This is a genomic window from Nocardia sp. NPDC057663 (genome assembly GCF_042799895.1).
GTDB lineage: Bacteria > Actinomycetota > Actinomycetes > Mycobacteriales > Mycobacteriaceae > Nocardia.
The window spans coordinates 200,516-224,795 of the sequence record NZ_JBHVHX010000004.1; the positions used below are offsets into that span (position 1 = coordinate 200,516).

General features: G+C 69.0%; 22 protein-coding genes. 8 read left to right on the top strand and 14 right to left on the bottom strand.

What is annotated here, in order from left to right:
• The first annotated feature begins 8 nt into the window (after positions 1 to 8).
• From ACFVAV_RS12185 to ACFVAV_RS12210, 6 genes are all read left to right on the top strand, one after another.
• Positions 9 to 611, top strand: a complete 603-nt coding sequence (locus ACFVAV_RS12185; protein WP_379034024.1) for a hypothetical protein — start codon at positions 9 to 11, stop codon at positions 609 to 611.
• On the top strand, positions 608 to 1,909 hold the full coding sequence (locus tag ACFVAV_RS12190; RefSeq protein WP_379034026.1) for a TetR/AcrR family transcriptional regulator: 1,302 nt from the start codon (positions 608 to 610) through the stop codon (positions 1,907 to 1,909). Before ACFVAV_RS12185 ends, ACFVAV_RS12190 begins: the two co-directional genes overlap by 4 nt.
• A gap of 416 nt (positions 1,910 to 2,325) precedes the next feature.
• On the top strand, positions 2,326 to 3,558 hold the full coding sequence (locus ACFVAV_RS12195) for an FAD-dependent oxidoreductase (RefSeq protein WP_379034028.1): 1,233 nt from the start codon (positions 2,326 to 2,328) through the stop codon (positions 3,556 to 3,558).
• A gap of 93 nt (positions 3,559 to 3,651) precedes the next feature.
• Positions 3,652 to 4,713, top strand: coding sequence for a lytic transglycosylase domain-containing protein (locus ACFVAV_RS12200; RefSeq protein WP_379034030.1), 1,062 nt, complete (start codon positions 3,652 to 3,654; stop codon positions 4,711 to 4,713).
• A gap of 122 nt (positions 4,714 to 4,835) precedes the next feature.
• Positions 4,836 to 5,048 (top strand): hypothetical protein, encoded by a 213-nt coding sequence (locus tag ACFVAV_RS12205; RefSeq protein WP_379034032.1) that lies wholly within the window; start codon positions 4,836 to 4,838, stop codon positions 5,046 to 5,048.
• Between the two features lie 17 nt (positions 5,049 to 5,065).
• Complete coding sequence (locus ACFVAV_RS12210) at positions 5,066 to 5,674, top strand: hypothetical protein (protein ID WP_379034034.1); 609 nt, start codon at positions 5,066 to 5,068, stop codon at positions 5,672 to 5,674.
• A gap of 71 nt (positions 5,675 to 5,745) precedes the next feature.
• Here the strand turns inward: ACFVAV_RS12210 and ACFVAV_RS12215 are convergent, their stop codons facing one another.
• The 7 genes from ACFVAV_RS12215 to ACFVAV_RS12245 all read right to left on the bottom strand — a co-directional run bounded on the left by ACFVAV_RS12215 (position 5,746) and on the right by ACFVAV_RS12245 (position 14,521).
• Positions 5,746 to 6,201, bottom strand: a complete 456-nt coding sequence (locus ACFVAV_RS12215; RefSeq protein ID WP_379034036.1) for an aminoacyl-tRNA deacylase — start codon at positions 6,199 to 6,201, stop codon at positions 5,746 to 5,748.
• A gap of 100 nt (positions 6,202 to 6,301) precedes the next feature.
• The gene (locus ACFVAV_RS12220) at positions 6,302 to 8,506 is read right to left on the bottom strand and encodes a serine/threonine-protein kinase (RefSeq protein WP_379034038.1); all 2,205 of its coding nucleotides are present in this window, start codon (positions 8,504 to 8,506) and stop codon (positions 6,302 to 6,304) included.
• Between the two features lie 152 nt (positions 8,507 to 8,658).
• Positions 8,659 to 10,335, bottom strand: a complete 1,677-nt coding sequence (locus ACFVAV_RS12225) for an AMP-binding protein (protein ID WP_379034040.1) — start codon at positions 10,333 to 10,335, stop codon at positions 8,659 to 8,661.
• A 37-nt stretch (positions 10,336 to 10,372) separates the two neighbouring features.
• Positions 10,373 to 10,924, bottom strand: a complete 552-nt coding sequence (locus tag ACFVAV_RS12230; RefSeq protein WP_379034042.1) for a nuclear transport factor 2 family protein — start codon at positions 10,922 to 10,924, stop codon at positions 10,373 to 10,375.
• 83 nt (positions 10,925 to 11,007) lie between these two features.
• Positions 11,008 to 12,183: a PucR family transcriptional regulator gene (locus ACFVAV_RS12235; RefSeq protein ID WP_379034044.1), complete on the bottom strand. Its 1,176-nt coding sequence runs from the start codon at positions 12,181 to 12,183 to the stop codon at positions 11,008 to 11,010.
• Positions 12,184 to 12,295: 112 nt separating this feature from the next.
• Positions 12,296 to 13,690 carry a glutamine synthetase gene (locus ACFVAV_RS12240; RefSeq protein ID WP_379034046.1) on the bottom strand — a complete coding sequence of 465 codons (1,395 nt, stop codon included), beginning with the start codon at positions 13,688 to 13,690 and terminating at the stop codon, positions 12,296 to 12,298.
• A 138-nt stretch (positions 13,691 to 13,828) separates the two neighbouring features.
• On the bottom strand, positions 13,829 to 14,521 hold the full coding sequence (locus ACFVAV_RS12245) for a TetR/AcrR family transcriptional regulator (protein WP_379034048.1): 693 nt from the start codon (positions 14,519 to 14,521) through the stop codon (positions 13,829 to 13,831).
• A gap of 155 nt (positions 14,522 to 14,676) precedes the next feature.
• Here ACFVAV_RS12245 and ACFVAV_RS12250 point away from each other — a divergent pair, with 155 nt between their 5' ends.
• The gene (locus ACFVAV_RS12250) at positions 14,677 to 15,111 is read left to right on the top strand and encodes a hypothetical protein (RefSeq protein ID WP_379034553.1); all 435 of its coding nucleotides are present in this window, start codon (positions 14,677 to 14,679) and stop codon (positions 15,109 to 15,111) included.
• 81 nt (positions 15,112 to 15,192) lie between these two features.
• On the top strand, positions 15,193 to 16,629 hold the full coding sequence (locus tag ACFVAV_RS12255) for an amidase (RefSeq protein WP_379034050.1): 1,437 nt from the start codon (positions 15,193 to 15,195) through the stop codon (positions 16,627 to 16,629).
• A 6-nt stretch (positions 16,630 to 16,635) separates the two neighbouring features.
• On the opposite strand, the gene ACFVAV_RS12260 is transcribed toward ACFVAV_RS12255, so the two are convergent.
• The 7 genes from ACFVAV_RS12260 to ACFVAV_RS12290 form a co-directional block, all read right to left on the bottom strand.
• Positions 16,636 to 18,849 carry an acyl-CoA dehydrogenase gene (locus ACFVAV_RS12260; protein ID WP_379034052.1) on the bottom strand — a complete coding sequence of 738 codons (2,214 nt, stop codon included), beginning with the start codon at positions 18,847 to 18,849 and terminating at the stop codon, positions 16,636 to 16,638.
• A 2-nt stretch (positions 18,850 to 18,851) separates the two neighbouring features.
• Positions 18,852 to 19,730 (bottom strand): SDR family oxidoreductase, encoded by an 879-nt coding sequence (locus tag ACFVAV_RS12265; RefSeq protein WP_379034054.1) that lies wholly within the window; start codon positions 19,728 to 19,730, stop codon positions 18,852 to 18,854.
• Between the two features lie 4 nt (positions 19,731 to 19,734).
• A complete protein-coding gene (locus ACFVAV_RS12270; RefSeq protein ID WP_379034056.1) occupies positions 19,735 to 20,613 on the bottom strand; it encodes a MaoC/PaaZ C-terminal domain-containing protein in 879 nt (292 codons plus the stop codon).
• Positions 20,610 to 21,050 (bottom strand): SRPBCC family protein, encoded by a 441-nt coding sequence (locus tag ACFVAV_RS12275; RefSeq protein ID WP_379034058.1) that lies wholly within the window; start codon positions 21,048 to 21,050, stop codon positions 20,610 to 20,612. Before ACFVAV_RS12275 ends, ACFVAV_RS12270 begins: the two co-directional genes overlap by 4 nt.
• A gap of 33 nt (positions 21,051 to 21,083) precedes the next feature.
• Positions 21,084 to 22,274, bottom strand: coding sequence for a lipid-transfer protein (locus tag ACFVAV_RS12280; protein ID WP_379034060.1), 1,191 nt, complete (start codon positions 22,272 to 22,274; stop codon positions 21,084 to 21,086).
• Positions 22,275 to 22,498: 224 nt separating this feature from the next.
• Positions 22,499 to 22,687, bottom strand: coding sequence for a hypothetical protein (locus ACFVAV_RS12285; RefSeq protein ID WP_379034062.1), 189 nt, complete (start codon positions 22,685 to 22,687; stop codon positions 22,499 to 22,501).
• 204 nt (positions 22,688 to 22,891) lie between these two features.
• Positions 22,892 to 24,265 carry an FAD-dependent oxidoreductase gene (locus tag ACFVAV_RS12290; RefSeq protein WP_379034064.1) on the bottom strand — a complete coding sequence of 458 codons (1,374 nt, stop codon included), beginning with the start codon at positions 24,263 to 24,265 and terminating at the stop codon, positions 22,892 to 22,894.
• Positions 24,266 to 24,280: the final 15 nt, after the last annotated feature.

A 24,280-nucleotide genomic window follows, 5' to 3' on the forward strand; every position in this document is an offset into this window, starting at 1 on the left:
CACCAGCGATGACCGACGAACCGCTCCCCACCGACGACGACACCACCGAAAAGCCCACTGCCGAAACGACACCCGCGCCCGCTGGGCGTCGGTGGTGGACCAGCGCGAACCGCACCCAGCTCGGCCTGTGCGGCGCCGCCGCCGTCCTGCTCGGCGCCTCGCTGGCGGCCTCGGTGTTCCTGTTCTTCGAGAACCAGCACAGCAAGGACCTGCTGGCGGCACAGCAGCAGGCGCGGGAAGCCGCGTGCCGCTACGGTCCGGTGCTGGCCGACTACGACAGCAAGCACCTCGACACCTACTTCAAGGCGGTGCTGGACGGCGCGACCGGCGACTGGAAGAAGCAATTCGACTCCACCAGCGCCGAACTGCGCGAGGTTCTCACCCAGGGTGAGGTCACCTCGAAGGTCACCGACACCCAGTGCGCGATTCGCACCGGTGACGAGAACGCCGCCGAGGCGATCGTGGTGATCGGCCAGACCATCTCCAGTCTCGGCACCGAACACAAACCCAAGCCGGGTCAGCTGTCCATGGTGTTACGCCTGCACAACGACGACGGCCGGTGGCTGGTCGAGAAAGTGACCTCCCCGCTGACGACGGCGCCCGCGCAGTGACCGAACCCGGCGCGCTATCCCCCCGGCACACCGGCCGCACCCCACGCACATCGAAGGCCAGGACTCCGGGCAAGCACGACGACGAACCGACCCCGGATTCCGCGGCGCGTGCGGTCCGCCGCCGGCCGAAGAACCGGCGGGCGCAGATCGCCGCGGAATCGGCGGCGGCATTCGGCGCACACGGCTATCACGGCGTGAGCATGGACGACATCGCCCGGCGCCTCGACATCAGTTCGACCGCGCTGTACCGGCACTTTCCGAGCAAGTACGCGCTGTTCCGCGCCGAGCTGCTGCGCCTGTCCGGTCTGGCGCTGCGGGCCGTCGAATTGCCCGAGGACGCGGCCGGCTGGTCACCGCGGCAGCGCCTCGATCATGTGCTCGGCGCCATCGTCGCCGCGACCATCGCCAACCGGCCCACCGCTGCCCTGGCTCGCTGGGAACGCCGCTACCTCGAACCCGACGACCATCAGGAGTTCAGCGACCAGTTCGCCGCGGCGATCGCGAGCCTGCGGGCCCGCATCGGCGAGGTCAGGCCCGAGCTGGACGGGCATGATCGCGCTGCGCGTGCGGTATCGATCTTCGCGGTGATCAGCAGCATCGGCGATCACCATACGACCGTGCCGGCGAAAGCCCTTGCCACCCTGCTCAGCTCGACGAGCTGGACACTGGTCGACGCCGACCTGACCGATCGGCACGCCATCACGGCGGCCCGCCGGAGCACGCAGCGGTCGCAGCCGTTCAAGCACGAGCTGGTGCTGCACAGGGCGGTCGAGCTGTTCCACGAACGCGGGTATCCGAACGTCAGCGTGGAGGACATCGCCGCTGCCGCCGAACTGTCCTCCGCGTCGGCGGTCTACCGCTACCACCGCAGCAAGAGTGATCTGCTGGTGGCCGCCTTCCGGCGGGCGGCGGATCGGGTGTCCGCGGCGATCCGGCCCGCGACCGCCGCCGCAGGCACTCCGGCCGGGGCCCTGGGCACGCTGATCGACCTGTACGTGTCCGGGTCGTTCGCCGAACGCGCGCTGACCTTCGTCTACTACGCCGAGTTCCGCCATGTGGAGCAGACCGATCAGGTGACCCTGCGCCACCTCCAGCAGCTGATCGTCACCGAGTGGGCGCGGCTGGTGGTCGAGGCCAGGCCGGAACTGTCGATGGGCGAGGCGCGAATCCTGGTGCACGCCGCGTTCAGCCTGGTCGTCGATCTGGGACGGACTTTCGGCGACGACGGAATCTGCCCGCAGGACACCGTCATCCAACTGCTGGAGACCATCATCCTCGGCCGGCCGCTGTCACGATAGGCGGCACCACCGGTGTGCCCGGCGCGCGGCGTCCGGACCTGCACATCGAATCCGGACGCCGCGACTACTCGATCGCCCGTCCCCGGCGGCAGCGAGTTCGCCGGGCTGCCGCCGGGGCGGGCGAGGGAGGCACGACGCGCGATCGCTGTGTGGCGTGGGGTAATTACGCCGCCCGCGTCGTCGCCGGGCACTTCAAACAGTACCGGCTCAGTCCAGAATTGTCATCCACTTATTGGCACTTTCCGATCGATTAACTGGCATGAATACGACTCATTTCCGGCCTACATAACCAGAATGTTCAGTAACATAAGGCCCGGGGTATCGACACCCGGCACCGGCACGCACACGCCGGAACGTCCGGGCAGACGACTGGACAAGACATGGGAATCAACTGGCTGTCGTCGCGACGTGGCTTCATGAGATCGGCCGCCGTCGGCGGCATCGCCGCCGCCTGGACCCTCCGGTCGACCAACCGCAGGGCGGCGGCCGCGCCGGGCGGCCGCACCGTCGCCGTCTTCGGCGCCGGGCCCGCCGGACTGACTGCCGCGCACGAACTCGCCGAACGCGGCTTCGCGGTCACCGTCTACGAACGCCTCGGCGCCGCGGGCGGGAAGTGCCGCAGCATCTTCAGCGACCAGGCACTGCCCAGTGAGCACGGCTTCCGCAGCTTCTTCGGCTTCTATCACAACCTGCCCGACACGCTGCGCCGAATTCCGTTCCGCGGCAACCGTAACGGCGTCCACGACATCGCGCTCGGCGCGCAGCTGTCCGGATTCGAGACCGACGGAGCGCATATCCGCGCGGCGACGGTGACCGACAGCGCCGGCGCCAGGCACAGCGTCGAGGCCGACTACTACGTCAGCGCGATTCCGCTGGACAAGGCTCCCGCGGTGTTCTCCGACGGCGTTCTCGCCGCCGATCCCCGCCTGGAGTCGATCTCCCGGCTCCAATCGGCCTGGATGGTCGGCATCCAGTTCTTCCTGCGCAGGCGGGCCGACCTCGCCGCGGGGCACGTCGCCTATGTCGACTCACCGTGGGGTCTCACCTCGATCAGCGAGGCACAGTTCTGGCGGACACCGCTCAACGGCTACGGCGACGGCGGTGTCGCCGACGTGTTGTCGGCGATCATCTCCGAGTGGGAGGAGCCGGGCGTGTTCGACCGCAAGACCGCCGCGCAGTGCTCGCCGGCCGAAATCGCCGCGGAGACTTGGGAACAGCTCACAGCGCACGTCAACAAGGTCGGCGACGAGCCGCTCACCGACGACATGCTGCATTCGTGGATGATCGATCCCGCGCTGCGCGACCCCGGCACCCCGGACGTGTCCTACGACGACGCCATCTTCATCCAGAATCCGGGCTCGTGGGCAGACCGCCCCGACGCGACCACGGCCATCGACAACCTCTTCCTGGCCGGTGACTGGATCCGGACCCAGATGAATGTCGCGTGCATGGAAGGCGCGAACGAAGGCGGGCGACTGGCGGCAAACGCCGTGCTGCATGTCAGTGGCTCGGCGGCGGGCCGGGTCCCGATCACTCCGCGATTCCGGATGCCGCTGTGGGAACCGCTCGAGCTGGCCGACAGCGCGCTGTATCACGCGGGCCGGCCCAACGCCTTCGACCTGATCGACCGCAGGTACCCGGTCCGCTGACCGCGGTGCACGTCCGGCCGGGTGCCGGCCGGACGCCTGCGCCCCCCTCGCTCCATGCGGCCGCCATGTGCGGCCGCGGAAGGTGGCATCACCATGCGCTCCGCCCCTCTCGCCGCAACCACGATCCTCGCGGCAGGCCTGCTCGTCTCCGGTTCGACGCGCCTCACCGCACCGGCAGCGCGCGAATTCCCCACTACGCCGGTCGCTGTCGAGTCGATGTCGGCGGAGTCGACGGTTGTCGGCCTGCTGGCGCCTACTCCGCCCGTGCCGCGCACGCTGCGCACGGCGGCGCCGCCGATCGAGCCGGCGCCGCCCGTCGCCGTCATTCCGGTCGGTGCCACGGGCGGGCTCGGGATACCCGAGACCGTTCTGGCCGCCTACCGCAATGCCGAACTGTCCCTTCAACTCTCGGCGCCAGGGTGCGGTGTGAGCTGGCATCTGCTGGCCGGGATCGGCAAGATCGAGTCCGACCACGCCGACCGGGGAAACACCGATGCCGCGGGCACGACGATGCGGCCGATCTTCGGGCCCGCGCTCGACGGCACGCTGCCGGGCAACGAGGTGATCCCCGCCGCCGAGGGTGGATTCGTGCACGCGGTCGGCCCGATGCAATTCCTGCCGAGCACCTGGAGCCGGTACGCCACCGACGGAAACGGCGACGGCACGGCCGACCCGCACAATGTGTTCGACGCCGCCCTGGCCGCGGCCCGCTACCTGTGTGCCGACGGAACCGATCTGCGCGACGCCGCCGCCCGGCAGCGCGCGGTGCTCCGATACAACAACTCAGCGAGTTACGCCGCCGAGGTACTCGGCTGGTCGGAGCGTTACCGCACCGGCGGGTCCCCGATCCACGTCGACCTCGTCGCCGTGCCGTCCGCCCCCACCCTGCCCCTGGACGACGCCGCGCCCGAAACTCCCTCCCCCACTGTCGAAGCCCCGCTGACGCTCGAACCCATGGCACCGGCCCCGACTCCACCGCGTGAGCCGGTGATCCTGGTGTCGCTGCCGGTGATCGGCGCCATCGAATGCGGGATCCTGTGCGGTGAGCAGCCGACGGGAACCGAGCGGCCACCGAGCGAACCCGACCCGACACCTGGCCCGCAGATCACGCTGCCGCTGGGCGTCAGCATTCCCCTGCCGATGCCACAGGGCTGACAGGACACGGTGATGAGCACTGCGACGTCCCGTCCCGGTTCTATCAATTCAGCTATGCCAGGAATCCGTCGTGGAGCCGGTTCCTGGCGAGCGGGACCGAGATCGACGAGTACTTCACCGCGGTGGCCCACCGCTACGGCCTCGACGGGATGACCCGATTCGAAGTCACCGCCGTGCACGTCGACGGCGACCGGTGGTCGGTCCAGACTGCCGACGGCGACCGGGAATCGTTCGACTTCGTGGTCTGCGCCACCGGGATTCTGCACCACCCACGCCTGCCCGACCTTCCCGGTCTCGGCGAATTCGGCGGTGCGGCATTCCATTCGGCGCGCTGACCCCATGCGACGCGCCGATGTGCAAGCGGCTCATCGTCTCCGACGGGTTCTATCGTGCGGTGCAGCGCGACGATGTCGCGGTGGTGACCGAGCGGATCGACCGGGTCGAGCAGGCCGGTGTGGTGACCGCCGACGGCACCCTGCACGAGCTGGATGTCCTGGTGTCGGCCACCGGATTCGAGGCGCACGCCTACATGCGCCCGATGCGGGTGGTCGGCCGCGAGGGGCGCGTGCTCGACGACGAATGGGGTGGCAGTCCGCGCGCGTTCCACACCGTCGCCCTGCCCGGCTACCCGAACCTGTTCGTGCTCATCGGACCGCACAGTCCCGTCGGCAACTTCCCGCTCACCGCGGTCGCCGAGTGGCAGACCGAGCATGTCACCGCATGGCTACAACGGTGGCGCAGTGGCGAATTCACCACCGTCGAACCGACCGAGGCCGCCACCGAGCGCTTCAACGACCAGATCGACGATGCCTTCGCCCCGACCGTCTGGGCGAGCGGCTGTCAGAGCTGGTATCGCGATGCCGACGGCCTGCCGACAGTGTGGCCCTGGAGCCCTGCCGCGCACCGCCGCCGCATGCGGCGGGCGCCGGACTACGCGGACTACCTGTTCGACGGTGCGTGACGCCAATGCGCATCGAACGGGGTCAACCGGCACCACCAGTTCGGCGAGGTGGGCCGGATACGCCGCCCCGGCTAGGAGAACCGGACTTTCTCCGCGTGTTCCATCAAGCGCATGAACTGTTCGGTGCGCAGGTGGATGAGCGTCTCGTGGTCACCGGCCTCGAAATAGATGTCGGGTTGAGTGCTCAAGCTTTCGTCCATCAGTGTTGTCATGCCGTAAGCGGTGCACACGGGAGGGATCGCGCCGACTTCGCAGTCCTTGAAGATTTCGCGGATGTCCGACTCGTGGGCGAACGACAGTCGTCGTCCGGTTTGGTCCCACAGTTTCGGCAACCGCAGGTGATGAGTGGATGGCAGCACCGCGCCGACGTAGCCCTGGTCGTCTTCGAGGAGGACCGTCTTGGCGAGCCGGTCGCCGGGGATGGCCGCTGTTTCGGCCGTCTCGGTACTGCTGTGACTGTGCGGATGCCGCACAGTTTCATACTCCACACCCGCATCCTGTAGGCACGTGTGCACGGTTGGTGACATGGCCATGGCGGAACCTCCATTGGCTGGTTGGCACCACCGCCGAGCTCGGCGGCCTTGAACCAAGCATAGGCTTCTTGCCGGCGTCGCCATAGGTTGATCGCTAGACCACCCGGCTGAGCGCGCGCAGGTCCGCGTCCAGCTTCCGGAACAACCAGTACACGGCGACGAAGGCGAGCCCGCCTGCCGCGCACAGCCCCAGCACCGAATCGCGCACGAGCCACAGCTCCTCGGGTTCGAGAAAGCTGAATCCGGCCAGCACCCCGATCACCGGCACCGACGCCGTCACCGCGAGGTAGACCGTGGTTCTCCGGCGCAGCCAGCGCAGGTCGGCGGAGTCGCGCTCCGTCGTGTGTCCGTGGCGCAGATAGCGGGGATAGACGCAGCGGACGAGGTAGAACGTGGAAAGGAAGAAGGTGTAGGCGACCGAGATGGTGCCTGCCACCAGAACAGTCATCGCCGCATGGACCTGCAGCCGCACCGGAAGGTCGGTGAACCAGCGCAGCAGCAGCACGGCCGTCACGGTGGCGAGAAGCGCGGACAGCAGGGTGTTGAGCGCACACAGGTCGCCCCACAGCAGCGTCCGCGACCGCACCCGCGCGAGCCGTGCCTCGCCGTAGCGTCTGCTCTTGCGCAAGCCGCGAAGAACCTCGAGCTGATCACGCGAGATGTAAACGTAGATGACGATGGCCAACAGCAAGCCACCGAGGATGCACACCAGGATGCCCTTGTCGATCCGGTCGTTCGTGGCATCGGGCAGGCGCGCTCTGATCAGCTGCTGGGCGTGCACAGCCAGATACACCGTAGCCAGGCCGACACCGACCATCGACGACAGCCAGAGGACGGGGGTGGGCCACCGCGACAGTTTCGTCCGCCAACTGTCCGGCGGCGGATAAACGAGGTCGCGGGCCCTTTTCTCGAGGCACAGGTCGAACTGCTGGGCCAATTCCGAACCGGACGAATAGCGGTCCTCGCGATCGGGCGACAGACATTTCAGGAGGACGCGGCGCAGCGCCATGGGGCAATCCGGCGGAAGCTCCGACAAGAATGTCGCCTCTACCGGTCGGCGCCGCAATTCGAGCATGCGGGCCAGCGACGTCTCCGACTCGCCCGCGGACGTCTCGTCCGGGAAGGGCCGGTGCCCCGTGAGCAATTCCCACAGCATGACCGCCAGCGCGAAGATGTCGCTTCGGGTATCGAGGTCGAGGGCGGTCGCGGGCAGGTCGGGATGGCAGGCTTCGAGCTGTTCGGGCGACATGTACGCCAGGGATCCGCCGAAGTAGGCCAGGGGACTGGTGCCCTTGATGCGTTTGCTGAAGCTGACGTTGAAGTCGGCCAGTTTCGGCACTCCCTCGGCGCTCAGCAGCACGTTCGCGGGTTTGATATCTCGATGCAGCACCCCTCGTTCGGACGCGTGCTGCAGCGCGTCCGCGAGTCGGCGGCCCAGCCAGGCGACGGTCTCCGGCCAGGTCAGTGCCGCGGTCCTGGTCCGGATCGCCGATTCGGTAGGCCGGACCTCACCCTTCTCGGCGAGTACCTCGTCGACGGCGTCGAGCAGCAGTTGCCCACCGTGGCGTTCCGGCGGCGTCGAGCGCCGCAACCGCAGCACGTCGAGCAGCGTCCCGCCCGGTAGGTACTGCATGTAGAGCAGCTTCAGCTGGCCATCGGCGATGAGCCGCTGGTCGAAGATGCGCACGATGTATTCGTGGTCCAGCTGGGCGAGAGTCTCCGGCTCGATGCCGTGGTTGTGGGAGATCTTGACCGCGACGAGCCGCTGCATCGATTGTTGCCGAGCGAGATAGACCTGGGCGAAGGCGCCCGCGCCGATCCTCATCAGGAGGTCGAAGTCGTCGACGTGGTCGCCGACATCGATGGCGTCGAGAAGAACCTGCGCGCCGGGACGAGCGATGATCGTGCTGTGGTAGTCGCTCGGGGGCTCGGGGTCGGTCGCCGCCGCGGTCACCGCACCCTCGGTGGGAGCCGCATCGGTTACCCGCGATCCGCGGCGCAGGGCATGGAATTCCTCGTAGACGAGTTCGGCGGGCAGCGGGCCATCGCGCAGCTCGGCGAATTCCGCGCGGTACTCGCTCAGCCGTTTGGGAAAGTGATACCGAAGCCAGCGGTATTCGAGGTCGACCTTGATCAGTTCGATCAGGATCGTGCGCCGCGCCGCCGGTTCCCCGGGTAGGTACGCCGAGAGGTCGGGTGGTGAACCGGACGCCCACGCCTGCGAGAGTTCCGCCACGGCACTGGCGAGCGCGGTGCGGGTTCGTTCAGCTGAATCGACCAGGTCGATCGGCTCGGACATCGGTAGCTCGAGATCAGCCCCGGGCGATCACCCGGCGGCTACGCGCGATGTGGACTGGTTGCCCCACGTCAGCTCCTTCCATCCAGACTCCCTCGCTCAAGGATATCGCTCCGATTCGAGCAAATAGCCCGCAACACCGGGGAGCGGTCCGGCTACAGCATGCGTTGCCTGCCGTACGCGGCGAATTCCGACTCCAGCGCCTGTTTGTCCGCTTCGGTCATGCGGCGGTAGTGCGGTCCGCCCCGGCCTGCCCACCGGTGGACCGGTTCGTCGGTGTGCCAGGCCTGCTCCTGTAGTTCGCGCTTGAGCACCTTGTTCGACCCGGTCACCGGGAGGTTTGCCGAGACGCGCAGGAACCGGGGCGTGCCTTTGCTGCCGAGGTCGTCCTGCGTACAGAGGAATTCGGTGAACTCGGCGACATCGAAGCCGACCGGATCGGCGACTTCGACGGCGGCCATGACCTGATCGCCCGAGCGTGGGTCGGGCACCCCGAACACGGCGGCGGCGATGACCGCGGGGTGACGGCGCAGGACCTGTTCGATCATGAGTGCCGAGGTGTTCTCGCCGTCGACACGGATCCAGTCGCCCTTGCGGCCGGCGAAGTACAGGTATCCGTCGGTGTCGAGGTAGCCCAGATCACCGGTCCAGTACCAGCCGTGACGAATGCGGTCGGCGTCGGCGACCTCGTTCTTGTAGTAGCCCTCGAAGGCGAGCGCGCCTGCTTTGTCGATCATTTCCCCGATGGCCTCGTCGGGATTGCGGACCCGGCCGTGCTCGTCGAGTTCGGCCCGCGCGCACTCCCGCAGGGTGTCCGGATTCACCACCGCCACACCGGGATGCGCGGGTCTGCCGAGGGCGGCGGGCGGTGCGGCGGGATCAAGGGCGGCCAGGCTCGGGCCCTCGCTGGAGCCGTACCCCTCGAACAGCTCCGCGCCGAAGCGGCGGCGGAACTCGTCCTGATCGGCCACCGACGCCTCGGTGCCGAACCCCCGCACCAGCGGATTGTCCGAATCCGTCGCGGCTTCCGGCGTGGCCAGCAGGTATCCCAGCGCTTTGCCGACGTAGGTGAAGTAGGTCGCGCCGAAGTGCCGCACATCCGGAAGGAATTGCGACGCCGAGAATTTCGGGGTCAGACAGATCGTCGCGCCGACCGACAGGGCCGGCGCCCACAGCGCCATGATGGCATTGCCGTGGAACAGCGGCATACAGCAGTAGTCCACGTCGTCGCGGACGTGCCCGAACTTCGCCGTCGCGGCGTACGCGATCACGGCGAGGCGGCGCTGGGTGCAGCGCACCGCCTTCGACGTGCCGGTGGTGCCCGAGGTGAACAACAGCAGCAGCAATTCCGCCGGCCCGCCCACCGCCGTGGGCGGCACTCGGTGGGCATCGATCCGGGCGGCGTAGCCGGGATCGTCGACCAGCAGGAACCGATCTGCGGTGAGGCCGAGATCCAGCTGCCGCAGACGCGCCATTCCCGCGGTGTCGGTGACGATCAGCTGGCAGTCGACATACCGCACATCGGCGGCCAGCTGGGTAGTGCCCCTGGTCGGATTGAGACCCGCCACCGTCGCGCCCGCCAGCGCCGCCGCGCCCAGCCAGAAGACGAAATCAGGCACATTGTCCAGCAGCACCCCGATGTGGAACGGGCCGTCGCGGCGCAGGGTGCGGGCGAGTTCCGCGCGGGCAGCGGACTCGTGGACGACCGCGTCCCAGGTCCAGTCGGTGTCGCGGGTACGCAGGCCGAGCCGCTGGTCGCCGAGCCGGTCGAGCAGCATGCTCGCGATGTCCGCCCGGCGCGCACCCGGGATTCCGTCCGTTCGTTCCGTCATCTCCCCATCACCTTCCCTGCGCTGGATCCGGCCTCGCTCATGCGCCCGGGTGCACGAGTTCGACGTATTCGCGCGGCAATTCGTCGAAGGTCAGCTTGCGGATCTCCACGGGGCCCGAGTGATACGAATCCTCGCCTTCGATGCGGCCCTCGGGATCGATCGGCCACAGCAGCAGCTGACGGAACACGACCAGATAGTCGGCGGCCGGGTCGTCGACGGGGATGCCGATCTGCGCGGCGTACGCACCCGGGTAGATCTGCTTCAGGAAGCCCTCGGTCACCACACAGTGGTCGTCGACGACCAGCCGGTCCAGCTGGTACTCGAGCACGTTGCTGCGGCTGGCGACGAAATCGGAGTAGTAGGTGTGCACGACGTCGCGGCCCTTCGGGCCGACGTCCTTGCCCGCGTTCCAGAAGTGGTAGGCCGGTTCGGGGACCAGGGTCCGCATGAGCCCGTCGAGATCGGGTGCGGCCTCGGCCTTCATATGTTCGATGACGATGCCGAGCACCGTGCGGTGCCGTTCGTTCGTGGTGACGGCCAGGCGCTGTTCGAGCGGCGCCCAGGTGTTGTTCGGATCGATGACCGCCATGGTGGAGACTCCTTCTCGTACACCGGGTTTCCCGGCTGCACCACCCGGTGCCCGTCGATCATCACCGACAGGAGTGATGCGGATCACCCGACATCCGTCGCTGGATCGTTCCGAACCGCCCGACGCGCGTCGGATCCGGTCAGCGGATCCGGGGACAATTCAGCCGACGACAGGGCGATCCGGCGCATCATCAGCGCCAAGGTGGCCATGAACCGGTCCAGCGCCTCGCCGATATGCCAGCCCATCACCGTCTCGACCTGCGCGATCCGCGACGCGACGGTGCTGTGGTGCAGGTGCAGTTCGTCCGCGGTGCGCCGCAGTGATCCGTACACGCAGAATGCCTCCAGTGTGTCGACGGCCAGTGCACCGGCCTCCGTGGCGGCGAAGTCGTTGAGCCGCAACACATCCGGCGCGCTGAGGAGCCGGGACATCGGCAGTTCCCCGAGCAGGGCAAGAGATCCGAGCCGTTCGAAGGCGATCACCCGGCGTCCGTGCCAGGTCGACGACGCGAATCGCAGCGCGCGCCGCGCCTGCTCCCAGGACGTGGCGGCTGCCAGTGCGGGCAGCCGTTCGCCGATCCCGACCCAGGGACCGTCGGCGCCCCGGCGTGATGCCGGGAATGCCTGCACGACAGCCGTATTCAGGACATCCGACAGCTCCCGGCAGGTGCCGACGTCCTGCACCAGCACCGCGGTGGTCGTGCCGAGGATCGTCGAGCGGACCACCGGGACGTGCTCGGCGATGATGCGCACCGCGTCCGCCGTGCCCGGTCCGGATACCGCCAGCAGGCACATCGGCCGCCCGGGATCGACGCCGAGCAGGCGCATCGCGCGGACCCGATCCGCGCGCCGCTGTTCCTCCGACAACACCACCTCGAGCAGGGCCGGGTCGGACAGCCCGGTCGGCCCGGTCGCACCCCGGCGCGATGTCACCCGCAGACAGTGCCGCAACCGGCCCACCAGGACGCCGTCCAGGGGGTGTGGGGCGCCGGTCCGCTCCAGCCACACCGCGGGCTCGGTACCGAACGCTCCCTGCGGTGGTGCGGCGACAGGAAGCAGTCGGCCCGCTGCGTCGTACCGAATGGTGGTGCCCGACGGCCAGCGCGCGCCCGCCGGGCATTCGGCCAGGACCGCGGCCGCGCGGATCACCGTATCGGCATTGGCGTCGGATTCCGCGAAGCCATCGAAGTACTCGACGATCCGCACCAGGTCAGCGGTGAATTCGGCCGATCGCGGCAGGTCGGGATCAGGCTCACCCATTCGGCACCTCCACTGTGGCGGACTGTCGACCAGAGTGACAGGACCATGCCGGGTCGCCGCGAGATTTCACCCGGATCATCCCGCTGGATGGCACAGCGATCCCCGGCCGCGGTCAAAACCGCCACCGGGTCGCGGTGGCGATCTGTTCGGGGGTGGCGTCGGCGAAGAGGGTGATCTCGCCGCGGCGGACGCTGCTGATCGTGTCGGCCAGTTCGGCGCCGAACGCGCCGTAGAGCACCGGGTCTCCTTCGAAGGCGGCGACCGCATCGTGCAGGGTTCTCGGCAGCGCGTCGATCCCTTCGGCGTGGCGGGTTTGCTGATCGAGGCCGGCGGGGTCGACGGCGACCGGGCTGGGCAGCGCGAGGCCGGCGACCAGGCCCGCCCGTCCGGCGATCAGCAAGCCGGCGAGCGCCAGATAGGGATTGGCCGCTGGATCGAAGCACTTGATCTCGAGGTTGGCGGCGTACTCGCGCTCGCCCTCGGCCCCGGTGATGAAACGCAGTGCGGCCTCACGGTTTTCCAGCCCCCAGCACGCGTAGATTCCGGCCCAGTGACTGGGGCGCAGTCGCAGGTAGCTGGCCATCGACGGGCAGCCGATCGCGAGCAGCCCGGGCAGGTGTTTCAGGATGCCTGCGGCGAAGCGTTGTCCAGGGTCGGTGAGGCCGAACGGCCCAGAGCCACCTGCCATCGTGTTGCGCCCGTCGCGCCACAGGCTGAGGTGGATGTGGCCGCCGTTGCCCACCCCGTCGACGCCGACCATAGGTGCGAAGCAGGCGCGCAGGCCATGTGCGGCGGTGACCGCACGAATGGTCTCGCGGACCACGATCGCGGTATCGGCGGTAGCCAGCGGATCGGCGGCAGCAACGGATAATTCGAACTGGCTGACCGCGTACTCCGGATGTATCTGCTCGACGGCGATGCCGCTGTCGCGCAGCGCGCTGAGGAGATCGCGCAGGTAGCCGCCGAGCTCGACGAGCTTGGCGGCACCGTAGGCGGGCGCGGTGGAAGCCGGGTGGAATGCGTCGGGGTCGGCGGGGTCGGTCCGCGAGACGACCCATTCGAATTCGATCGCGGCGCGCACCGCGAAGCCGTCGGTGGCGAGTTCGTCGACGATGCGGCGCAGCAGCAACCGTGGGTCGCGTGGGTGCGGGGTGCCGTCCTGGGTGTACCGGTCGGCGGGGGCGATCGCCCAGCCGGGGAGAGCGGCGAGCGGTGCGACGTGTGCCAGGTCAGGGTGGAGCCGCAGGTCGCCGGTGGGCCCGCCGGCGAAATGCCCGGACAGGATCGAGTCGTCGAGCAGGAACGCGTCGAATACGGGGGAGGCTCCCACACCCCACGCCGCGGCGTGGGGTAGCCGTTCGAGCGGGATGGCTTTGGTCCGGGTGATGCCGCTGGTGTCCACCCAGGGCAGGGCAACCGCGACGATGCCACGGTCGCGCAGCGTCGCGGCGACGGTCCTGGCACGGTCGGAGCGGCGCTGACGTTCCCGCTCGGTCAGAAGTTCCACTGATGCTCCTGCAGTTCGTCGACGTGGTCGGGGCGCAGAGTGCTCGCGGTGAGCGTAGGCGCTACACGGCGCGGTGAGCGGGAGGTCGTGCTGGGGAAAGGGCGGCGGATGTCACGGTCCACCGACAGCTTTCACGCCCTAGGCGTCGGCCGGTGGCGCCACGAGATCGGCCATCGGCGTCAGCGGATTGAGCATGACGCCGACCTTGCGCAGGCTGCTGTCCACGATCGCCCAGATCGCTCCCTGCAGGTAAGACGACAGCTCGGCCGCGTCCATCGGCTGCATCGAGCGGCTCAGCCACCGGTTCACGCTGCCGTCGACGAACCCGACCAGGCCGAAGGCCATCGGCTCGGCGATCGTCACCGGAGCCGACTGGGCGCGCAGCGCGTTCTCGACCACCTCGCGCACGGTGCCCGCGATCGCGATCTTGGTGCCGGAGACGATCGGCGAATTGTGCCGCTGCTTGCCCTCGGACCCGGCGCCGAGAAAGTAGTGCAGCCGCGGATTGGCGGCGATCCACCCCACATAGGTGTCGACCGATCGCGCGATGGCCTCGGCCACGGTGCCTTCGGGATTCAGGGTGGGGGCGAGCACCGCCATCAGGTCGTCGACGATGCGGGCACGCAACTGTTCGTCGAGATCCTGGCGATCCTTGAACAGCCGGTACAGCACCGACCTCGGCACCTGCGCCAGATCGGCGATCTCCTGCACGCCCACCGAGGCGCCCTGCGCCTGCACAGCCCCGAGCGCCGCGACGAGGATCCGGTCCCGGCGCTCGGCGCGATGCCGGTCCCACCGACTGGCCCGGCCGTCGGCGCGCTGTGCGGTCACATTCCTCCCATCGGGCACCGGATCGGCGCGATCCGGCGAAAACAGTATTCCAGCCGGGTCCGGCGCCCGGCCGACGCGGACTCGCGACAGATCACGATCCATCGGCGATCCTGTTCTGGTCGGGTATGGAGACCGACGGAGAGGACCCGATCGACATGACGACCGCGTGGGCCGTGATCGCCGCGGCGACGTTCTGCTGGCTCGGCATGGTGCTGGCCATCTCGTTCCTGGAGGCGCCACTGAAATTCCGGGCGCCCGGGGTGACCGTGCCGATCGGGCTCGGTATCGGCCGGTTGGTCTTCCGCGCGCTTAATATGACCGAACTCGTGCTCGCCACAACGATTCTCGTCGCGATCGTCACCGACTCCCCCGGCACGGCCGCCACGATTGCGCTCGCCGTGGCCATGGTGGCCTTCGCCGTGCAGATCCTGGCAGTGCGCCCACGATTGACCCGCCGCAGCGATGCCGTGCTCGCCGGCATCGACGCACCGCGCTCGCACAGTCATCACGCGTACATCGCGCTCGAGGTGGGCAAGGTCGTCGCCCTGCTGGCCGGCGGCATTCTGGTCCTCGCCCACAGCGTGCCCTGATCCGGCCGCGGGCGCACCGGCACCATGCGGAGCGCCGGCCGAACGCCAGTCGAGTTGACGCTCTGCGTAATAATGTAACGCATGAGCTTCAGTCCGATCGGGACGATGATCACCGACGAATCCGCCATCGGCCTGGCTGCCGCTATCCGCGCGGGTGCGGTGAGTGTCCGCACGGTGGTCGATGCCCATATCGCCGTGCTCGAACGCTTCGCGCCGGCCACCAACGCCGTCGTCGTCGACCGCTACGAGGCAGCGCGAGCGCAGGCCGACGCCGCCGACGCGCATCTCGCGACCGGTCCGGTGACGCTGCCGCCGCTGTTCGGTGTGCCGATCACCGTCAAGGAGTCGCTGGCCGTGGCCGGTCTGCCCAACACGGCGGGTGTGCTGGCGCGCAGGCATGTGCGGCCCTCCGCGAATGCGACTGTGGTGCAACGGGTCCTGGACGCGGGCGCGATCGTGCTCGGGCTGACCAACACGTCCGAGGGCTGCATGTGGATCGAGACCGAGAACCGGCTCTATGGGCGCACCAGCAATGTCCACGATCCGACCCGCACGGCGGGCGGGTCTTCCGGCGGCGAGGGCGCCGCGGTCGGCAGCGGCGGGTCCCCGCTCGGCCTGGCCACCGACACGCTCGGGTCCATCCGCATTCCCGCGTTCTGCAACGGCGTCTTCGGGCATCGCCCGTCGACGGGCCTGTTGCCGACCACCGGCGCGTGGCCACCGCCCTACGGTGTCGCGGCGCTGTGCGCGAACGGGCTGATCGCCCGCCGCGCCGACGATCTCATGCCATTGCTGCGGATCATGGCGGGCCCGGACGGCATCGATCCGCTGGTTCGCGAGATGACGCTCGGCGATCCGGCGACCACCTCGCTGCGTGGTGTGCGCGTCGCGCTGCTCGACGGCGCGTTTGCTCCGGGTGTCGGCCGGGCGGTGCTGTCCGTGCGCGATCGTGCCGCCACGGCGCTGGAAGAGGCGGGCGCCGAGATCGTCCGGGTGCGCACGCGATCGCTGCGGATGATCGGGCTGTCCACCACGATCGTGCTCGCGAAGGAGACCGGCATCAGCTTCGCCGAGATCATGCGCGGGGAGGGCGCCGAGATCCTGGCCCCGCGACAGCTCACCGGCAGTGACCACACGCTGCCCACCCGGCTGCTCGCGCTCGGTGAACTGCTCGCCGCGCGCGTGCCCGCCGGACCTGCCCGCCGCATCACGAGCGCGGCCCATGACGCGGCCGCCGAGATCGCCGACACCATCGGCGACGGACTGCTCCTGCATCCCACGCTCACCTCCGTCGCGCCGCGCCACGGCCGCACCACCGGCCAGCCGTGGCGTACCGACGCGGTCGCCCCGTTCAGCCTCGCCGGCCTGCCGGTGACGCAGGTTCCGCTCGGCCGGGGCGCCCACGGTCTGCCGCTGGGTGTGCAGGTGGTCGCGGGTGCGGGCCGCGACCACCTCTCGATCGCCGCGGCACTCACCCTCCAGGACGCCTTCGGCGGGTGGGTCCGGCCGCGGCCGTGAGCACCCTCAGACGGTCACCGACGCGTCGCGGGGCAGCCCCAGCATCCGTTCGCCGATGACATTGAGCTGCACCTCGGTCGTGCCACCGTAGATGGTGGTGGCGCGCCCGGCGATCAGCTGTTCCATCGCGTGATCACTGCGCTCCCCCGGCACCGAGACGACGCCGGCGATGCCGAGTTCGGCGACGACGAACTCCGAAATCGCCTGTCCCAGTGCCATCCCCAGCAGCTTGCCGACGCTGGAGGTGGTCGAGACATCGATGCCGGACAGCTGCTTCAGCACCACCCGGGAACCGATCACGTCCACCGCCCGGCTCTCGGCCATGAGCTCGCCGACGTGGTAGCGCGCCACCGGCGACAGCTCACGGCCGACCGCGAAGCGCAGCAGGTCGGCGTCGGTGGCGTAGGCCTCCATCTTCTGGCTCAGCGCCACCCGTTCACCGGCCAGCGTCGTGCGCGCCACGTGCCAGCCGTCGTCGACCGCGCCGACGACGTTCTCGTCGGGGATGAACACATCGTCGAGGAACACCTCGTTGAACAGCGCCGATCCGGTCATCTCGCGCAGCGGCCGCACCGTGATGCCGGGGCTGGACATGTCGAGCACGAAGTAGGTGATGCCCTCGTGCTTGGGCTTGTCCGGGCTGGTGCGCGCGATCAGCATCGCCCATTCCGCGAACTGCGCGACCGTGGTCCAGATCTTCTGCCCGGTGACCCGCCAGCCGCCGTCGACCTTGGTCGCCTTGGTGGTCAGGCTCGCCAGGTCCGAGCCCGCGCCCGGTTCGCTGAACAGCTGGCACCACACGACCTCGCCGCGCAAGGTCGGGACGACCAGCTCGCGCTTCTGCCGTTCGTCGCCGTGCGGGACGATCGCGCCGACCGCCCAGGTACCCATCAGCAGCTGCGGCATCGGGATACCGGAGGCCTTGATCTCCTGCGAGATCACGACCTGCTCGAGCGGCGACGCCGAACGACCATAGGGACGGGGCAGGTGCGGCAGGTTCCAGCCGCCGTCGCCGAGGGCGACCAGCTGGTCGTCCTCGTCGTCGATCTGCGCGATCTCGGCGAGCTCGGCCCGGATACCGGCCCGGATCTGCTCTGCCTCGGCGGGCAATTCGAGCTCGCTGGACAGGGTCGGTCCCGACAGCGCGTAGCCGGCGACCGCCTCGGCACGTTCGTCGCGCGCACCCAGCTGACCGCGCAGCGCGAGCGCGCGCCGGTAGTACAGGTGCGCGTCGTGCTCCCAGGTGAATCCGATGCCGCCGTGGACCTGGATGCAATCCTGGGCGACCTGCACCGCGGCGTCGGGGATGATCAGCGCGGCAACGGCCGCCGCGTAGTCGGCGGTCTCGTCGTCACGATCGAGGGCGTAGGCGGCATCCCACAGCACCGCGCGCGCCTTCTCCAGCGCGATACCCATGTGCGCGCACTTGTGCTTGACGCCCTGGAACTGGCCGATCGGCCGACCGAACTGCACGCGGGTCTTGGCGTATTCCGCCGCGGTCGAGACACACCACGACATCACGCCGACCGCCTCGGCGCCCAGCACGACCGCAGCGACCGAGCGCACCCGCGCCGAGGTCACCGCGAGCATTCGCTCCGCCGGCACCTCGACCGAATCCGCGTGCAGCCGAGCCGCTCCGCGCAGCACGTCGACATTGTCCTGCGCGCCGACGGTCACCTCGGCGTTCCGGAATGCCACCCACCGCTGCTCGCCGTCGACCGTGACCGGCGCGATGATCACCTCCGCCGACACCGCCCCGACCACACCCTCGGCGGTGCCGTCCACGACCAGCGCACCGTCACGCAGCACACCGGTCAGGTTCGACGACAGCGCGACGGCACCGGTGCGCGACCCGTCGGCCAGACCGGGCAGCTGCGCCTGCGCCCACGACCCACCGGCCTGGGCGAGCACCGCGCTCGCCAGCGCCGTCGGCACGAACGGACCGGTGTGCAGGCCACGGCCGAGCGGCTCGAGCGCGACGGCCAGTGTCAGCAAGCCCGCACCCTGCCCACCCAGGTCCTCGGAGACGTGCAGGCTCAGCAGGTCCTGCGCGACGAGCGCGTCCCAGTAGGGCAGCTGCTTGCCCGCCTCGCCGGCTTCGACTGCCGCGCGGACGATGTCGGCGGTGATGGTGCGTTCGACGAACCCGTGCACCGCGTCGGCGAGGGCCAGGTGATCCTCGCTGACGCCGACGCCGAGCTCATAGCTGTTGCGTGCCATAACTAGCTGGTCTCCTTCAGCTGGGCCGCGACCTCGTCGATGGTCCACGGGCCGTCGGTCTCGACCGTGCGCACGTCGTGCCAGCCGGCCAGTTCGACGATCGCGCCGCCCTGCACCGCGAACACCTTTCCCGTGAGCGGGCAGTCGGCCTCGGCCAGGTGCGCGACCAGCGGCGAGATATTGGCGGGGGCGAACGCGTCGAACTCGCCCTCGGGTACCTCGGCGGCGAACAGCGCGCCCATGCCCGGGGTGGCCAGGGTCAGGCGGGTGCGCGCGATCGGGGCGATCGCGTTGACCCGCACGCCGTAGCGCTCGAGCTCGTCGGCGGCGACCAGGGTCAGCGCGGCGATGCCCGCCTTGGCGGCGCCGTAGTTGCCCTGTCCGGCATTGGGCATGAAGGTGCCCGAGGCCGAGGCGGTGTTGATCACCGCCGCGTTGACGGGGACGCCCGCCTTGGTCTGGGCCTTCCAGTACGCCGCGGCGTGATGCAGGGTGGCGGCGTGGCCCTTGAGGTGCACGGCGATGACGGCGTCCCACTGGGATTCGTCCATGCCCGCGATGAAGGCGTCGCGCAGGATGCCCGCGTTGTTCACCAGCACGTCGAGCGTGCCGTACTCGCTGATCGCCTGGTCGACAAGAGCTTTCGCGCCGTCCCAGGTGGCGATGTCGTCGGTGTTGGCGACTGCCCGGCCACCGGCGGCGACGATCTCGTCGACCACCTGCTGAGCCGGTCCGGCATCGATGCCGGAGCCGTCGTTGGCGCCGCCGAGATCGTTGACCACGACCTTCGCGCCTTCGCGGGCGAACAGCAGCGCGTGTTCGCGGCCGATACCGCGCCCGGCGCCGGTGACGACTGCGACGCGCCCGTCAAGCTTTCCCATGAGTTCAGTTCTCCTCGTTGATTTCGACGCGGCCGTCGGTGATCGCGATCTGGCCCGCGGCTTCGGTCTCGAAGGCGTAGGCGGCGACACCCGGTGCGGCGGCGGTGCGCCACAGGGTCGTGGTGATGTCCTGGCCCGGCAGCACCGGCTTGGCGAAGCGCACGGCGAGGCGGCGCAGGCGCGCGGTGTCACCGGCGGCGAGTTCGGTCAGCGCGGCCCAGGACGTGAACGCCATGGTGCACAGACCGTGGTTGATGATGCCGGGAAGCCCTGCCATCCTGGCGATTTCGTCGTCGAGGTGGATCGGCATCGGATCGCCGGAGGCGGGCGCGTAGCGGAAGGTCTGGTCGCTGTCGATGTGCGCGGTGACCGTCGCGACCGGCTCGCTCGCCCGGTCGGCGTCGGTGATCCGGTGCTCGGGCGCCTGCTCCCCAACGCCGGGACCCGCGTCGACCTTGCGGAAGAACGCCGTCATCCACTGCTCGTTGACGAGTTCACCCGTGGCGTCCCGGGTTTCCGCGTAGACGACCACCGTCGAACCGTTCGGCTTGCCCACGTAGCCGATCGGCTTGGCGCGCACCACCAGTTCGTCGCCGGGCCGGATCGGCCGGTGGAACAGGAAGTCCTGCTCACCGTGTACGAGCTTCATCAGCAGTTCCACCGGCGCCACCGACAGGGCGGCGGGCGCCATCGAGGTGAACACCGGGACGACCGCGAACACCGGCGGCGCGATCTCGCCGCTGCGGTGGGCGTCGATCGGATCATTGGTCGCCGCGGCGTATTCCGCGATCCGCTCCGCGGTGACCGAGAACCGCTCCGCGTCGGTCCACTCCCCCAGGCCGGAGCCGTCGAAGACGACCCCGGCCGATTCCGAAGTGGTCATGCGGCCGAACCGACGAGCTCGGTGAACTTGGCCATCGAGGCCTTCAGGTCGGCTTCGGCGTGCTTGGCGACGGCCTTGCCGATCGGGCCGACGATCATGGTGCCCTTGAAGCCGGCGTCGAACGCGGCACTCGAGCCGGACTCGGTCGCCTCCACCTTCAGCGCGAATTCGACGGTGACACCGGCCATTCCGGTGCCGGTGATGCGCAGGTACTTGTTCGGGTCGACCTCGGCGACGGTCCACTCGATCTTGTTGGCCATGTTCATCACCGAGACGACCTCGATGAAACGCGAGCCCGCGGTCAGCTCGGTGGGGAGCTCGCTGCGCCAGCCCTGGTGGATGGTGAGCCAGTCCTCCCAGTTCGCGAGGTCGCTCAGGCGGGCCCACGCCTGCTCGGGGGTGACGGGAAGATCGGTGGAAACGGACACAGATGCCATGGGGTTACTCCTCGGGGGGTTCGTGGGGGAAGATCAGCGGTTGGCCGGGCGGTAGGCGGTCACCACGACCGCGCCACCGAGACCGATGTTGTGCTGCAGGGCGATTCGTGCGTTGTCGACCTGGCGGGCGTCGGCGTCGCCGCGCAGCTGCCAGGTGAGTTCGCTGCACTGGGCCAGACCGGTGGCGCCGAGCGGATGACCCTTGGAGATCAAGCCGCCGGACGGGTTGACGACCCACTGACCGCCGTAGGTGGTGGCGTTGTCGTCGACGAGCCGACCGCCCTCACCAGGCGCGCACAGGCCGAGCGCCTCGTAGGTCAGCAGTTCGTTGGTGGAGAAGCAGTCGTGCAGCTCGATGACGTCGACGTCCTCGGGGCCGATGCCCGCCTGCTCGTAGACCTTCAGCGCCGCGGTACGCGACATGTCGGCGCCGACGAGGTTGATCGCGCCCTGCGTGGAGAAGGTGGACTCCAGATCGGTGACCATCGACTGCCCGACCATCTCCACGGCGCGATCGGCCAGGTTGTGCAGGTCCACGAAGGCCTCACTGGCGAGGATGACCGCGCCGGAACCGTCGGAGGTCGGCGAGCACTGCAGTTTGGTGAGCGGGCCGTAGATCTGCTTGGCGGCCAGCACTTCGTCGAGGCTGTATTCCTTCTGGAACTGCGCGTACGGGTTGTTCACCGAGTGCTTGTGGTTCTTCACGCCGATCTTGGCGAACTGCTCGGCGGTGGTGCCGTAGCGCTCCATGTGCTCTTGGCCCGCGGCGCCGAACATGTACGGTGCGGGCGGCATCGCGAACTCCTGCAGTTCGGCCAGCGCGAGCAGGTGCCGCATCATCGGCTGCTCACGGTCGTCGAAGGTCGAACCGAGCGAACCCTTCTGCATCTTCTCGAAGCCCAGCGCCAGCGTGCAGTCGGCCAGCCCGCCCCGGATCGCCTGCGCCGCGAGGTAGAGCGCGGTCGATCCGGTGGAGCAGTTGTTGTTGACGTTCACCACCGGAATGCCGGTCAGCCCGAGCTCGTAGACCGCGCGCTGACCCGAGGTGGACTCGCCGTACACATAGCCGACGTAGGCCTGGTCGACGCGGTCGTAGTCGATGCCGGCGTCCGCGAGCGCCTTGGCGCCCGCCTCCCTGGCCATGTCGGGGTAGTCCCATTCCAGTTCGCCCGGTTTCTCGAACTTCGTCATCCCGACGCCGACGACGAACACCTTCTGTGTCATGTACGCACTCCTGTGTGCCGCGCGTCCCGGTTATATGGGACACGGTGTCACTGCAATGTAGGTTGGACACCGAGTCCAGGTCAATACCTAGGCATGGACCGATCTTCGGCAGACCAAATCCGGTCAGCGTGCATTCACGGCGCCAACCTGCGCAGATTTAGTGAGTCATACGTCCCAGATATATGGGTAGAAGAGGACAAGGCCCGGAGAGGAAACCGAACTGGTTAGTCGACCAGCGAGTCGCCGGGCATCCGCTCGACGGCGCGCAGCCGCTCGGCGAATCCGGTCAGAATCTCGTGCGACTCGGCGGACAAGCCGTCGATCAGCGCCAGGAAACGCTCGAATCGTGGATCAGAGAACGGCTTGCGCTGGTCCGCGACGGAACGAGCACCGGCCAGGCCACTCGACATCATCCGACTCCCTAGACACAGCTGCCAACCCTTACGCGACCGCCTGCCACCCCGACGATCTCATCGAAAGGAAAAGTAACATAGCTGAACATTTGCGGACACCTCATATGCCGCATCCGCGAGGACCGTAGCCTGCGATCGACCCCGATGCTTCGTCGGCGCCCCGGCCTGCGAAGGCGACGGCCGCGGACCTACGCTCCCGGAAGTTCAGTGGCCTCGTGCCACCGCGCGTGCCGCTGCGCGGGCGGCGACCAGCACCGGATCCCAGACCGGTGAGAACGGGGGCGCGTAGCCGAGATCGAGTGAAATCACCTGCTCCACCGTCATGCGCGCGGTGAGCGCGACCGCGGCGGTGTCGATGCGCTTGCCCGCACCGTCCCGGCCGACGATCTGCACGCCGAGCAGCCGGCCGGTGCGGCGTTCGGCGAGCATCTTCACCGTCATGGGCTCCGCGCCGGGGAAATAGCCTGCCCGTCCGGTGGATTCGATGGTGACGGAGTGGAACTGCAGTCCGGCGCGCCGAGCGTCCTTCTCCCCCAGGCCGGTGCGCGCCACCTCGAGATCACACACTTTGCTGATCGCGGTGCCGACCACGCCGGGGAAGGTGGCGTATCCGCCGCCGACGCCCGATCCGATGACCTGGCCGTGCTTGTTGGCGTGGGTGCCGAGCGCCACGTGGCGCAGCGTGCCGGACACCAGGTCCAGCACCTCCACGCAGTCACCGCCGGCCCAGATGTCGTCGTATCCGCGCACACGCTGGGCGAGGTCGGTGAGCAGACCGCCGTCCTCGCCCAGCGGCAGCCCGGCTCGGCGAGCGAGGTCGGTGGCCGGGCGCACGCCGATCCCCAGGATCACCACATCTGCCGGATACCCGGCGGCGGCGGTCGTCACCGCCCGGACCCGTCCGTCCGAGCCGGTCCGCATGGCGGTGACTTCGGCGTTCGTCACGACCCGAATTCCCATTCCCACCATGGCTTCCCGGACGAGCGCGCCCATATCGGGGTCCAGCGTGGACATGGGTTCGGCGCCCCGGGTGACCATGGTGACCCGGAATCCGCGCCGCACCAGCGCCTCGGCCATCTCGACGCCGATGTACCCGGCGCCCACGACGACCGCGTCCCGCCCGGTCGCCGCCGCGAGCCCGTCGATGACGGCCTGCCCGTCGTCGAGGGTCTGCACGCCGTACACGCCCTCGGCATCGATACCCGGCAGCGGCGGACGGACCGGCGTCGCGCCGGTGGCCAGTACGAGCTTGTCGTAGCTCGTCCACGATTGCGCGCCGGTGCCGAGGTCGCGCGAGAGTACCTGTCGCCCCGCCGGATCGATCTCGGTCACCTCGGTCCGCAGGCGCAGGTCGATGTCACGAGCGCGGTGCTCGGCGGGCGTACGCGCGATCAGGTCCTCGGCGTCGCCGACGTCCCCGCTCACCCAGTACGGAATACCGCACGCCGAATACGAGGCGTGGTTGCCTTTCTCGAACACGACGATCTCGAGCTCGTCGGCACCGCGCAGCCTGCGCGCCTGAGACGCCGCGGCCATCCCCGTCGCATCCCCACCGATGACCACCATGCGTTCGCCCATGTCGTCCACGGTACG